General features: G+C 73.2%; 10 protein-coding genes and 1 pseudogene. 3 read left to right on the top strand and 8 right to left on the bottom strand.

The window, feature by feature from the left end:
* The 4 genes from AC51EU_RS07900 to AC51EU_RS07885 form a co-directional block, all read right to left on the bottom strand.
* Positions 1-1,438, bottom strand: a 1,438-nt coding sequence (locus tag AC51EU_RS07900; RefSeq protein ID WP_496265963.1) for a beta-ketoacyl [acyl carrier protein] synthase domain-containing protein, incomplete at its 3' end; no start/stop codon positions are given.
* A 65-nt stretch (positions 1,439-1,503) separates the two neighbouring features.
* Positions 1,504-2,448, bottom strand: coding sequence for an NAD-dependent epimerase/dehydratase family protein (locus AC51EU_RS07895; RefSeq protein ID WP_496265962.1), 945 nt, complete (start codon positions 2,446-2,448; stop codon positions 1,504-1,506).
* Positions 2,449-2,554: 106 nt separating this feature from the next.
* On the bottom strand, positions 2,555-3,808 hold the full coding sequence (locus AC51EU_RS07890; protein WP_496265961.1) for a hypothetical protein: 1,254 nt from the start codon (positions 3,806-3,808) through the stop codon (positions 2,555-2,557).
* A gap of 52 nt (positions 3,809-3,860) precedes the next feature.
* A complete protein-coding gene (locus AC51EU_RS07885) occupies positions 3,861-5,126 on the bottom strand; it encodes an OmpA family protein (protein WP_496265960.1) in 1,266 nt (421 codons plus the stop codon).
* 100 nt (positions 5,127-5,226) lie between these two features.
* On the opposite strand from AC51EU_RS07885, the gene AC51EU_RS07880 reads away from it, so the two are divergent.
* Positions 5,227-5,778 carry a Pycsar system effector family protein gene (locus tag AC51EU_RS07880; RefSeq protein ID WP_496265959.1) on the top strand — a complete coding sequence of 184 codons (552 nt, stop codon included), beginning with the start codon at positions 5,227-5,229 and terminating at the stop codon, positions 5,776-5,778.
* A gap of 31 nt (positions 5,779-5,809) precedes the next feature.
* Here the strand turns inward: AC51EU_RS07880 and AC51EU_RS07875 are convergent, their stop codons facing one another.
* The 4 genes from AC51EU_RS07875 to AC51EU_RS07860 all read right to left on the bottom strand — a co-directional run bounded on the left by AC51EU_RS07875 (position 5,810) and on the right by AC51EU_RS07860 (position 10,416).
* The gene (locus AC51EU_RS07875) at positions 5,810-6,679 is read right to left on the bottom strand and encodes a hypothetical protein (RefSeq protein ID WP_496265958.1); all 870 of its coding nucleotides are present in this window, start codon (positions 6,677-6,679) and stop codon (positions 5,810-5,812) included.
* A complete protein-coding gene (locus tag AC51EU_RS07870; protein WP_496265957.1) occupies positions 6,676-8,808 on the bottom strand; it encodes a hypothetical protein in 2,133 nt (710 codons plus the stop codon). The genes AC51EU_RS07875 and AC51EU_RS07870 overlap by 4 nt, the downstream gene beginning before the upstream one ends.
* 13 nt (positions 8,809-8,821) lie before the next feature.
* Positions 8,822-9,583, bottom strand: a complete 762-nt coding sequence (locus AC51EU_RS07865) for a hypothetical protein (protein WP_496265956.1) — start codon at positions 9,581-9,583, stop codon at positions 8,822-8,824.
* Between the two features lie 116 nt (positions 9,584-9,699).
* Positions 9,700-10,416: a Crp/Fnr family transcriptional regulator gene (locus tag AC51EU_RS07860; RefSeq protein WP_496265955.1), complete on the bottom strand. Its 717-nt coding sequence runs from the start codon at positions 10,414-10,416 to the stop codon at positions 9,700-9,702.
* A gap of 278 nt (positions 10,417-10,694) precedes the next feature.
* Between AC51EU_RS07860 and AC51EU_RS07855 the strand changes: the two are divergent.
* Together AC51EU_RS07855 and AC51EU_RS07850 are read left to right on the top strand one after the other, a co-directional pair.
* Positions 10,695-11,263: pseudogene (locus tag AC51EU_RS07855) on the top strand (hypothetical protein).
* Between the two features lie 178 nt (positions 11,264-11,441).
* Positions 11,442-12,041: a COG4315 family predicted lipoprotein gene (locus tag AC51EU_RS07850; RefSeq protein WP_496265954.1), complete on the top strand. Its 600-nt coding sequence runs from the start codon at positions 11,442-11,444 to the stop codon at positions 12,039-12,041.
* The last annotated feature ends 244 nt before the right edge of the window (positions 12,042-12,285 follow it).

Here is a 12,285-nt window from a genome sequence, read left to right as displayed (position 1 = left end):
CGTCGGCGAGGGTCCGTGCGAGGTCCCGGGCGTAACGGGCGAGGCCGGCCCGGTCGCGGGCGCTGAGCGTCAACAGGCGCGGGCCCTCGTCCCGTACGGGGCGGGGCGGTGCGGCGGCGCATTCCTCCAGCACCAGGTGGACGCCGGTGCCGCCGAAGCCGAAGGCGCTCACCCCCGCCCGGCGCGGCCGCCCCGTCACCGGCCAGGGGGCCGGACTCGTCGGGACGGCCAGCCGGGCGGCGTCGAGGCCGGAGTGGTCGGCCAGGGCGAACTCCGGCTGGGGCGGTATCACTCCCCGGTGCACGGCGAGGACGGTCTTGACGAGTCCGGCGACCCCGGCGGCGTTGAGCGAGTGGCCGACCACCGCCTTCACCGCGCCGAGGTACGCGGGCGTGCCCCGCTCCCCGCGCAGTTCCCGCAGGACGTCGACCTCGACGGGGTCGCCGACGGTGGTCCCGGTGCCGTGCGCCTCCAGGTACCCCACCGTGTCCGGGGCCAGGCCCGCGTCCCGGTAGGCGCGGCGCAGCGCCCGGAGCTGGCCGGCGGCCCGCGGGTGCATGCCGCCCTGGACCGTCCCGTCGTTGGCCGTCCCCACGCCCCGGATCACCGCGTACACCCGGTCGCCGGCGGCCAGCGCGTCGGCCAGGGGCCGCAGGACGAGGATTCCGGCGCCCTCCCCCAGGACGAAGCCGTCGGCCTCCGCGCCGAACGGCAGGCACCGGCCGCTGCGCGAGACGGCGCCGACCCGGCACAGGCCCACCAGCAGGTCGGGGGTGAGGATGAGCTGGGCGCCGCCGGCGAGGGCGATACGGCAGCGTCCGGCGCGCAGGGCGTGGACGGCGTTGGCGACGGCCATGAGCCCGCCGGAGCACGCCGAGTCCAGGGCGTAGCTCTCACCGTGCAGATCGAGGACGGAACTGATCGTGTTCGGTCCCATGTTGAGCAGTAGTCCGGCCACGGACGTGCCGTGCAGGCCGTCGACGGCGCGGACCGCCTCCGGCCACCGGGGGTCGGTGGCCCGTGCGCCGAACTCGCCGCCGGCCAGTTGGCGCATCCGTACGTGCAGGGTGCTGATCTCGCGGTAGCCGCTGTCAGTGAGCGAGGTGATCACCGAGGTCTCCTCGCGGTCGAAGCCCTCGGTCTCCCAGCCCGCGTCCTGGACGGCCTCACGGGCGAGGTCGATCAGCAGCCGGTGCTGCGGGTCCATCGAGCGGGCCCGGCGCGGCGGGATGCCGTAGTGCGCGGCGTCGAAGTGGCCCACGTCGGGCAGCAGCGCCATGGTGTCCGTGTAGGCCGCTGACGCGTCGCGGAAGCTGTCGCCGAGGAAGGCGGCGGCGCGCCACCGCGTGTCCGGGACGGGGGAGAACTGCGGCCGCGGTGCCGCCAGGAGGCGCCAGAACGCGTTGAGGTCCGGCGCGCCCGGGAAGCGGCAGGCCATCCCCACGACGGCGATGTCGTCCCGCCGCGTCCCATCCGCTGGGCCCTCCGGGGAGTCGCCCGCGGTCACGGACGCGCCCCGGCGAGCCGCTGGCGCCACCAGTCCACCGTCGCCGCGATCTGGTCGTCGACGGGGGTGGCGCGCACCGTGAACGCGGCCTCGTAGGCGCTCGCGTCGACCACGAACGGCCGGTCGAACTGGTAGCGGATCTCCTTCAGCTCCCGCATCATCGGCGAGAAGAGGGACGCGACGCCCAGCACGGCCGGCGGCAGCGCGCGCACCGCGACCGGGCCCGTTCCCGCCCGGCCGGCGAGCCGGTCGGCCATCTCCCGGACGGACAGCGCGGGCGCCGTCGGGACGTGCCAGGCCCGTCCCCAGGCCCGTTCCTCCGTCGCGACCTCGACCAGGGCGCGGGCCACATCGGGGAGGTAGGTCCAGCTGTGCGGGGCGTCCGGGTCCCCGAGCGCGGAGACCGGCTTGCCGCGCAGCAGCGGCGGCATGACCCGCCCCGCCAGGTGCCCGCCGTCGGTCACGCCGGGCCCGAAGAAGTCCGAGGCCCGTACCTCGACCGCCTTGATCCGCCCCTGCTCGTGCAGCTTTCGCGCCTGCTCCCACCCGGCGGCGCGCACCCGCCCCTTGGGGCCGGTCGCCGCGAGCGGCAGCTCCTCGGTCAGGGGCCCGTCCACCGGACCGTAGCCGTAGAGATTGCCCAACATGACCAGGACGGCCCCGGTCGCCTCGGCCGCGGCACAGACCGACGCGGTCAGCGGCAACCACTCGCCCGCCCAGCGGGGGTAGGGCGGCGCGGCGCAGTGGTGGATCGCGTCCGCCCCGCGCGCCGCTCCGGTCAGCCCGTCGCTGTCCGCCGCGTCCAGCGCCAGGTGCTCGATGCCGGGCTCCGCGGGTCTGCCCGCCCTGGTGATCACCCGTACCGTACGGCCCTTTTCGGCCAGCAGGCGGGCGGTGGCGGCCCCGGCGGGCCCGTAACCGATGACGACGTGGAGGCTCATGCGGGCACGGTAACGCAGGCGGGCTGGCTTCCTGTGTCCGTTGTCCCAACTTCTTGCCGGTCAGCGGGGTGTGACGCCACTGGGGCCGCCCGGTCCCGCCAGGTGGTCATCCCGTGCCGATCTGGCGGTCGAGGCGGTTGATCAGTTCGCTGCGGAGGGCGCGGAGTTCGGCCGGGGCACAGGTGACGGCGACGCGGTGGGCCTCGATCAACGGGCCGAGTTCCGGTGGAGGTTCGACCACTCCGGAGAAGAGCGGGGCCGTCCAGGACGCTTCCGGCGCCTTGGGGACGCCGTTGGCGGGGAAGGCGGCCGGGGTCGGCGGACGGTGCCCGGCCTGTCCGTGCAGCATGCGGGCGGTGAGGATGGCGGCTTCCCAGACGCGCATGCTCTCCAGACGGACGTGGGAGGCCAGTTCGTCGCGCAGTGCGCACAGGTCGCTCCAGGCCCGCTCGTGTTCCCGCAGCGCGAGGCTCGTCCTGTGCACCAGCCACGCATACGTCATCCGGGCCCGCACCAGGGCGCGGCGGGCCTCGGCGGCGCTGTCCGCGTACGGATTGTGGGCGATGATCTTCATCGCGACGGCGGTGATCGCGAGGACGAGCATCAGCACGGCCACCCACCCCGGCGGGTAGCGGAGGCCGGCGACCGCGCCCCCGTCCGCTCCCGTGTCCCGGGCCCGCAGGACCGCCCACACGGTGACGGTGAACAGCACGGCGGCGAGGTAGAGGAGGGGCAGCGCCAGCGAGGCGAGCAGGGCGAGCGCGGGCCGGGACGCGCGGAGGCCGTGCACCCGTTCCCGCAGACGGTGCAGTGGGGCCGCGACGGCGTGCCCGGACAGCATCAGGGCCAGCGCCAGGACGACACCGGGCAGGAAGGAGACCGTCTGCTCGACGAGCGAGGCGGTCTCCTCGCTGAGGGTGAGGTACTGGAAGACCCGCATGAAGTACCAGGCGTCGAACACCGCCATGGCGGCGACGACCGGCCAGCGCAGCAGCCTTATCCAGGTCTCGCGGCGGCGCCGGTCCACGGCCCCGTCCTCCGCGTGGCGTTCCTCCACGGTCTCGTGGAAGGAACGGGCCGTACGGATGGGGGCGGCGGCCTCGAAGCGGGCCAGGGCCAGGACGGCCTCCTCGGTCCTGGTGTGGGCCCCGATCGTCCGGGCACGGGCGTCGGCGAGCTGGGCGCGGTTGCGGCCGACCAGCTCACCGACCTCGCGGGCCGCGCGCAGCAGCATCCGCATCTCGCCGTTGTCCAGGTGCTCCGGGTCGCGCTCGGGGCCGTGCTCCGCGCTGTTCACCAGGTTCCGGATGTCGCATCCGCAGCCGTGGTGGCAGGGGATGCCCAGGTGGTTCGGGGACATGAGCGATGTCCTTCTCTGCGTGGTCTCGTCTCGAAGGGTGCGGTTCTCGGGGTCAGCGGGGCACCGTCACGGTGATCTCCACCCGGCGGTTGCAGGCCATCGCCGCCCGGTCGGGTGCGCCGTCGCGGTACTCGTGGGGGCAGCGGGGACGTTCGTTGGAGTAGCCGCGGGCGGACGCCACCGCGACGCCGCGCCGCACGAGCGCGGACCGTACGGCCTGGGCGCGCGCCAGGGAGAGCTGCCTGCCGTGCTGTTCGGTGCCGCGGGAGTCGGTGTGCCCGGAGACCTCGACCGTGGCGTGGGCGTAGCCGCGGATGCGGTGGGCGGCGTCGTCCAGTGTGGTCTCCGCCTGCGGGGAGAGTTCCGCCCGGTCGGTCGCGAACAGCACGGAACCGGGCAGGGTGAGGGTGGTGGTGCGGCCGGTGCGCCGCTCCGAGAGGCCCGGGAAGGTCACCTCGGGTTCGGCCGGACGGACCTCGCGGGGCTTTCCGGCCGGGCGGGCACGGGCGGTGGCCGACACCTCGCAGGCCGAGGCCCGGGCGGCCTCGCACAGCCGCTGCCAGAGCGAGCGCATCCAGGTGGTCTGCGGGGACGAGGGGGCCTTGCCGCGGGCCGGACGGCCGATGCCGACAATGCTCACCTCGGCGCCCGACAGGTCGGGGAGTTCACCCGTCGCACGGCAGCGCCGTACCGTCGCGTCGATCTCCGAGGGGCCGTCGAAACCGGCGGAACGCAGGTCCGCGCAGCCGGTGTTGGACAGCCCGTCGGTCACCACGACGACCCGGCGCCGGCCCGTGCCGGGGCCGAGCTGGTCGGCGGCCGCGGCGAGCGCGCCGAGCACATCGGTCCCCGCGGTGCCGGGTGTGCCGGAGGACAGCAGGCGCAGCCGCTGTTCGAGACAGCCGCGCCGGGCGTCGCGCTGGTCCGCCTTGCGGGTCCCGCTCCCCTTCGCCGGGGTGACGGGCGCCCGGTCCACCTCCCAGTCGACGCCGGCCCGGGAGCCGTCGAAGCCGGCCGCGGACAGCGATCCGCCCTCCAGCTCCGGCAGCGCCAGCCAGGGCACGGCCAGCAGGGTGGCCGCGCCGTCCGGTATCCGGCGCCCGGGGGCGGTGGAACCGTCCGGCCGGACCGACGAACTGCGGTCCACGAGGACGACGGTCCGCCGGCCGGCGGCGGCCGTGTCACCGGGCGGGGCGTCGAGCCAGCCGCAGGGGCGCGCCTCGGGCATGTCGAACGCGCCGCAGCCGCCGCACATCAGGGCGGTGACCAGGGCCAGGGCGAGGAGTCGGGGACGGCTCGCTCGGGTCGTGGAGCTCACAGGGTCTCCCTTGTGGGTGGAATACACATTTATGACTGTTCTCGCGTGGCGCGGCGGGAGTTACTGGAGGCCCTTGACCGCTCGGTTCCAGGAGGTCCCCGTGTTCAGGTCCCTCACCACCGCCCGGAGTGCCGTCACGGTCCCCGCTTCGGGAAGGGGGGACGGTGCCGGGCTCCGGTCGGGTCTCGCCGTCTACACCTCGCTCCAGGCGTCGGCCCAGTTCGCCGACACGAAGGTCGGTGTCCTCGGCGCGGTCCAGGCCGGGCTGCTGGCCGCCGCGGTGCCGCAGAGCGGCGTGGTGCGCGAGGCGTGGGGGCACGGCGGGCCCGGTGGCTGGATCGCGTTGGTCCTGCTGGTGGTGTACGTGGCGGCCTTCCTGCCGGCCGTCTACTGCGTCGCCCAGGCGCTCCGCCCCCGTCTGGGTCCGCCGCCCTCCCCGAACCGGTTCAGCCTCCCGCTGCTGGCCGCGGCCGACGGCAGCGTTCCGCCGCCGGGCGAGGACCGCGAGCAGAGGGAGATATGGGAATTGGTCCCGGTGCTGGCCCGGGTGGTGATGGCCAAGCACCGGTACATCTCCCGGGGAGTGGTGTGGACGGGGCTGATGGCGGCGGACGCCGGACTGTCCTTCCTCGCCGGCCCGTGGCTGACGTGATCCGCGCCCCGGGCCGTCACCTCCGGGTCCGTCAGGACCCGGGCAGCGGCCCGGCGGGACCGTCGCCGAGGGCGGAGCCGTCCGGTGCGGGCAGCCCGAACAGCTCCATGGCGTGCTTGAGCTGGCGTTCGTTCGCCATGACGTAGTCGAAGAGGTCCTTGGCCTGGTATTCCTTCGCCTGCCGGCCGGCGAGCTTCACGAACTGCTCGAACTGCTTGTGGCGTTCCCGGAACATGTCACCGACCTCGGCCGCGGCCTTGTCGGGCTCCTCGGTCAGGAGGACCGCCCAGGGCGTCAGCCAGGCCACCGACGCGTCGTCCTCCCCGACCCCGGCCATGCCGCTCGCCAGGAAGTCCCGCCATTCCGCGGAGACCGTGCGCAGCAGCCTCACGCGGAGGGCCGACCGGGCGTACCGGTGCTCGATCTCCTGCATCTCCAGGTCGGCCTTGCGCTGCTGCTCCAGCACCTCCGCCGGGGGCCGCAGCACGGCGGTGGTACGGCACCTGACCAGGCCGGTGTCGAAGCACTCCTCGACCGACAGCTTCTGGTTGACGGCCTGTTCCGCCTCCTCCACACGGTACGGCTCGAAGGCCCGGGTGATGTCGCGTACCCGCTGGGCGAGGATCTGCGGCATGGCGGCGCGGTGGGCCTCGATGGCGCGGACCAGCGCCTCCTCCTCCACCCGGCCCTCGGCGCACCATTCGCAGCGGACCTCGGCCCGGAAGTCGAAACCTGAACCTCGGGCGGGGGTGTCGAACGTCTCGACGGACGCCCTGTGCACCTTCACGATCTCCGGGATGTCCATCTCCACGGCCGTCAGGGGCGGAACGCCCGCCTTGGCACCGGTGCGGAACAGGCCGCGCAGCCAGGTGAACGGGCCACGGCGGGATGTGCTGGTCACGTCGACCACTGTGTCTCCATGAGGGAATCGATGTCCTCGGCGGCGCTGACGTGCTGGTACCGCCACAGCCGCAGATGGAAATGGATCCGTGCGGACAGGCCGTCGGTCCGGTGCGGGTCACCGGACACGAGCTCGGTCAGGAAGTCGGCCAGCGCCTTGTCGAGCCCTGGCTCGCCCTCCGCCCGTTCCACCCACAGGCGCAGGGCGGCCCAGCCGCGCTGGGGGACGCCGTAGTCGTCACTCACCAGGACGTTGCGGGTCAGGCACAGCAGGTGCGCGCGCGGGACGCTCTCCGTGAGGAACCGGGTGAGCGCGTCCTTCCCACGGGACCTGCTGAGGTGCTGGAGGCACATGGCCGCGTCCTGGCGCAGCCGCGACAAGGGGGAGGACGACCAGGCCGCCAGTCGCTCCAGGGTCTGCGTCCGGGACCCCGCGAGATAGATCTCCTGGACGGCGGCCCGCACGCTCTTGGTGTGCGACCGGGCGATCCGCTCCAGACTGTCCAGCGCCTCGGCGGGGCCCCGGGCACCGATGCGGGTGCCGTACGCGAACTCGGCGCATGTCTGGTAGCCGCGCCGCCGGGACCAGTTCCTGAGCAGCCGCTGCACCCCGGGAAGGAATTTCTCGTCGGCCGCGGCCCGCTCCAGCGCCCAGGCCGCCGCGTACCTCCGGCGGTCCGCGTGCTCGCTCCGGTCCGTCGCCCACCGGGCGAGCAGTTCCTCCTGGACGTAGGTCCAGTCGAAGGTGGCCAGCAGTCCGACGGCCTGGGCCGCCGCCACCCGGACGGCCTCCTCACCGGTGGCGACGAGGCCGTCCAGCCATTCCAGCAGGGGGCCCCGCGCCCCGCTGTGGTCGTGCCAGAGCACCTCCAGGACGGCATCGCCGAGGCCGCGCTGGCGGACCCGGACCCTGCACTCGGGGTGCCGCGCCTCGACCGGTTTCTCCTCGTTGTCGACGAACTCGACGTCCGAGTAAGCGATCCAGTCCTTCAGACTCTCCCGGAACAGCGGCATCTCCGGCACGGAGGACGGCGAACGCACTCCGTGCAGCAGCTCGGCCAGGCGGTGGGACTCCCGGCTGACCCTGCTGAGCGCCGTCCCGTTGAGCACGACACACGCGATCAGGAACGCCTGGGACCAAAGGGAGACCCCCGTACCCCCCTCGGCCTTGGTGTCCGACGGGTGCAGCAGATGCTCCGCCCGGGAACGCAACCGGCCCCCGAGTTCCTGGACGATCTCTTCGGTGTCCTTGCCCTCCCGCAGGCGCTCGGCCAATCGGCCGGCGAGCACGACGATCTCGCGCATGGCCATGCGCCCCCGCAGTTCCTCACGGAGCGTCCCGTGCTCCAGGAGCTTGCGGCAGTCCTCCTGCCGGTCGTCGTCGAACGCCTTGGTCAGGTGCTTCTCCAGTACGGCGAGGCGCATCTCCTCGGTGGTGTCGGCGTGTTCGACGACATATCCCTCCAGATCGTCGACGGGCACCTGCTTGTCGACGATGATCACCAGAGGGGAGCGGCCGTAGAGCGCCTCCTGCAACCGGTCGAGGAGGCGTACGCGGAGCCCGGACGCCCAGGACGTGCGGTCGCCTTCGACGACATGTCCCTGGCCGGACCGCAGTCCCGCGTCGAGGAGGCGCTTGAGGTCCATCGCCGGGTCGAGGACCACGACGTCGGCGTCCTTCATCTTCTGCACGGCGAGCAGCGCTGTGGTGTAACGGCCCGAGCCGGGCGTCCCGCTCAGCACCGCGACGCCCTTCTCCTCCAGCCGGCGGCACAGCTTGTCGTAGCTCGGGGCCGTCACGTACCGGTGGCGCAGCCGGTAGAGCTTTTCCACCGCGACCGTGCCGTCCACGGGGACGACCTGCTCCGGAGCCGTGCCGTAGTAGTGGTTGTTGATCGTGTCGGCGGCGTCGCCGCTGCCGAAGCCGACGGCGCCTCCCGAGACCGCGAACCGGTCGAGGCCCTGGGCCCGCAGCGCGCGGATGCGACGGGCCTGCTCGACCTGCTCCTCCTCCGACTCGGCCTGCGGCTCCTGGTCCGCCCCGCCCTCGGACGCGAGATCCGCGTCCTCGGGCAGGTCGTCCGGGAGGACGCTCACGCCCTCGTCAGCAACGTCCCTTGTGTCCTCCACGACGGACGCCTCGTCACCCGTAGTAGTTCTTGTTGAAGGTGCCGCCCGCGTCACCGGTCCCGTAGTGGAAGATTCCGCCCTCCACCACCGTGCCGCCGGGCGGGGGCGCCTGACGGCCCCGCCCGCCCTCCGGCTCCGGGTCGGTGACCAGCGTCCGCAGTTCCTCGGGCCGGTGCTCGGGCACATGGACCCAGCCGTAGCCGTTGAACTCCTTCTGCCGGATGTGGACCCGGACGTACTGCTCCGGATCGAGCCCCTGGCCCCGGAGCCGGACGACATCCCGGTAGAGCTGATCGGAGACGATCACCGCGAGGTCGGTCGAGTCGATGCCCTCCAGTACGCGCTTCAGCTGCGGCGCGTTGAGGTAGCGGGCGACCGCGATGGGCGCGGGTCCCGAGTACCCGAGGGCGGCGGTGCGGGCCACCCCGAGGTCGACGGCCAGCCGGAGCCGCATCCGCTCTCCGGTGGCGCGGTTGGCGTTGCGTTCGCCGAGTCCGACGGCCAGGTGGCGTACGAAGTCGCCGAGCACCACGGCCTCCGGGGTGTCCGGGGGAAGGACGGCGAACTCCTGGTCGCCCTGGGGCTGCCGGCTCCAGGTCGCCCGGTTGAGGCCGCTGAACACGGCGGCCTCCTCCAGTACCCGCACCAGGTCGGCCTGGACGGCCTCCTGGGTCGGCGTGTCGAGACGGCTGTACTTCTCCACGTCGGCCGCCATGCACAGTTGACGCGTGATGATCTCGTGCGAGGACGACTGCGGACGGGGTTGTGCGGTCATGGGCTCGGTCACCTGCCTGCCGTAGTGGGGCGCTGCCGGGCGTCAACTGTGGAGGCAGGTGCGGGAAAACACCGAGGGAGTCGTAGAAATACGGGTTTCCGGGGACGGGGGCCGGGCTACGGGGCGCTCTCGTCCATCCGCGCGACGGCCCGCAACCGCGCCAGGTCGAGGACGGTGGTCCGCCGGTACCCCGTGGTGATCAGCCCGTCCTTGCGCAGGTCGGCGAGGGCCTTGTGGATGGTGACCTCCGCCGACCCGGTGAGCGCGGCCAGCTCCGGCTGGGTGAGGTCGACGGCGATGACCAGGCCGCGCGGTACGGACAGGCCGTGCGACACCGCCAGTTCGGCGAGGACGCGGGCGAGCCTGACCTTGACGGCATAGCCGCCGAACTCGATGCGGCGGCGGTTCGCCCAGCGCAGCCGCTGAGTGACGATTCCGGCGATCGCCACCGCGGCCTCGGGGCGGGTGGTGAGGAAGCGCCGCAGATCGGCCTCGCGGACGATGCTGGCGGCGACCTCGCCGCAGGCGGTGACCGTGGCCGACCTCGGTGCCTCGTCCATCGCGGCCATCTCACCGACGACATCGCCGCCGACCCTGATGGCGAGCAGCGCCTCATGGCCGTTGTCCAGGCGCGCGGTGACCTTGACGACGCCCGAACGCAGGAGCACGACATGGTGCGAGCGGTCGCCCTCACGTATGAGGATTTCCTGTGGCAGGTAGCGGCAGCGGGTGCCGAGGCCGAACAGTTCGGCGCGGGCGGGCTCCGGCAGGCCGCCGAGGAAGCTGCGGGCGGGCCACTCGTCCTGGTCCGGGGATTCGCTCTGCAGCGTCAAGGGCGCTCTCCTTCAACGATTCAACTGGCTCGATGGGGCCACGCGGTGCGACTGCTCAAGAAGAACAGCTGCGGGAGTGCTGAGGCAGAGTGCGAGCAGGAGCTCATGGGGCGCCAGGGCGCGCACCGGGGCGCATGGGCGAACGAGGGCGACCGGATGTCTCGGGAGAAACGCACCATCGTCCCTCCGCGCGGCTCACCGGGCGGGCCGTCGCGTCACGGGCGGCGCTGGGCCCGCCGCGGCCCCGTACGACATACGCCCCCGCCCCTCCCGGGAGGATGCCTCCCATGGTGGTGACCGGAGCGGTGTCCGTGGGCATGTTGGTCGTAGTGCTGGTGTGTGCCGTGGTGCGGCCGTTTCGGTGGGGGGAAGCGGTGGTCGCGGTGCCGACGGCGGCCGTGGTGATCGCGGTGGGGGCGATCTCGTGGGGGCATGTGCGGGAGGAGACGCTGCGGCTGGGGCCGGTGCTGGGGTTCCTGGCGGCGGTGCTGGTGCCGGCGAAGCCGTGTGATGCGGAGGGGCTCTTCCATGCCTGCGGGACGTGGATGGGGCGGTGGGCCGGGGGGAGGCCGCGGCGGCCGATCTGCCGGCCGTCCTGGTCCTGCTGCCGCTCGCCGCGCCCGGCGGGCCCGGTCCCGTCCTCGCCGTCCTGCTCGGGGTGAACATCGGCCCCAACCTCACCTACGCGGGCTCCCTGGCCACCCTCCTGTGGCGGCGCGTCCTCCATCAGTACGCGCACCGTGTGGCGCTGCGGGACTTCACGCTGCTCGGGCTGGTCACCGTGCCGGTCGCGCTGCTCCTGTCGACGACCGGGCTCTGGCTCTCGTTGCGGTTGATCGGGACGTGAGGCGGGCGGCGGGCCGGAACGTCACTCCGGTGGCCGTACGCCGAACGCCACGTCCGGCTGGTCGGCGTCCGGTATCTGGAGTCGAGTGGGCGTCAGGCGGTCTCCGCCCGCAGGGTCGCGCGCCCGCGGACGGGGACGGTAACGACGTTCCGGATCAGCCGGGGATGAGGAGCCAGGGATGAGGACCAAGTACGCGACGGTGACCGCGGCGGCCGCCCTCGCCCTGCTCGCCATGACGGCGAGCGGGTGCGCGCAGAGCGAGAGCGGTGACCGCGCGGACGCGGCGGTGACCGCGTCGCCGACCGCCCCGATGAGGACGGCGACCACGGCGACGCCCTCGATGATGGCCTCGAAGATCACAACGGCGGACACCGACGGGCTCGGCCGCATCCTCGTCGACGACAAGGGCAACACCCTCTACGTGTTCGAGGCGGACCGCTCGACCCGATCGACCTGTGTGGACGAGTGCGCCCGCGCCTGGCCCCCGGTGGCGGTCTCCGGCAAACCGTCGGCGGGCGACGGCGTCATGGCCAACCTGCTGGGCACCACGACCCGCGGGGACGGCAGCAAGCAGGCCACCTACAACGGGCACCCGCTCTACTACTTCCGCGGCGACAAGAAGCCCGGCGACGCCAAGGGGCAGGGCATCAGGGACTTCGGCGCCAAGTGGTTCGTCCTGGACAGGGACGGCCACAAGGTGACGAAGAAGCCGACCACGGCCAGCCCGACCGGCACGCACAGCCCCGGCGGAACCATGAGCCCCAGCCCGACGCACTGACCGGCGCGCCCCCTGGAGAACCGGCCTCCGGGGGGCCTGGCGTACGCCCCGCGCATACCGACCGCCGGTGACCGGTCACCGGTCACCGGTCACCGGTCACCGGGAGCGGAGCCGACCGGCTCTCGGTGGCCGGTTCGGGCGGTTGGTTGGTCCGGACGGTTGGTTCCTGCTACCGGTGCCTGGTCCGGCGAATCCGCTCGTTCCCGTACCGAACGACCTTTACGTAGTGGCGGCTTCCGCCCCG

It is taken from the genome of Candidatus Streptomyces philanthi, assembly GCF_059553635.1.
The sequence above is the reverse complement of the archived record's forward strand: the minus strand, read 5'-3'. Positions and strand labels throughout refer to the sequence as shown.

Bases quoted from the DNA above. Each gene is read 5' to 3' on its own strand.
- AC51EU_RS07895 (WP_496265962.1), bottom strand. From the start codon at position 2,448: ATGAGCCTCCACGTCGTCATCGGTTACGGGCCCGCCGGGGCCGCCACC.
- AC51EU_RS07850 (WP_496265954.1), top strand. From the start codon at position 11,442: ATGAGGACCAAGTACGCGACGGTGACCGCGGCGGCCGCCCTCGCCCTG.
- AC51EU_RS07890 (WP_496265961.1), bottom strand. From the start codon at position 3,808: ATGTCCCCGAACCACCTGGGCATCCCCTGCCACCACGGCTGCGGATGC.
- AC51EU_RS07865 (WP_496265956.1), bottom strand. From the start codon at position 9,583: ATGACCGCACAACCCCGTCCGCAGTCGTCCTCGCACGAGATCATCACG.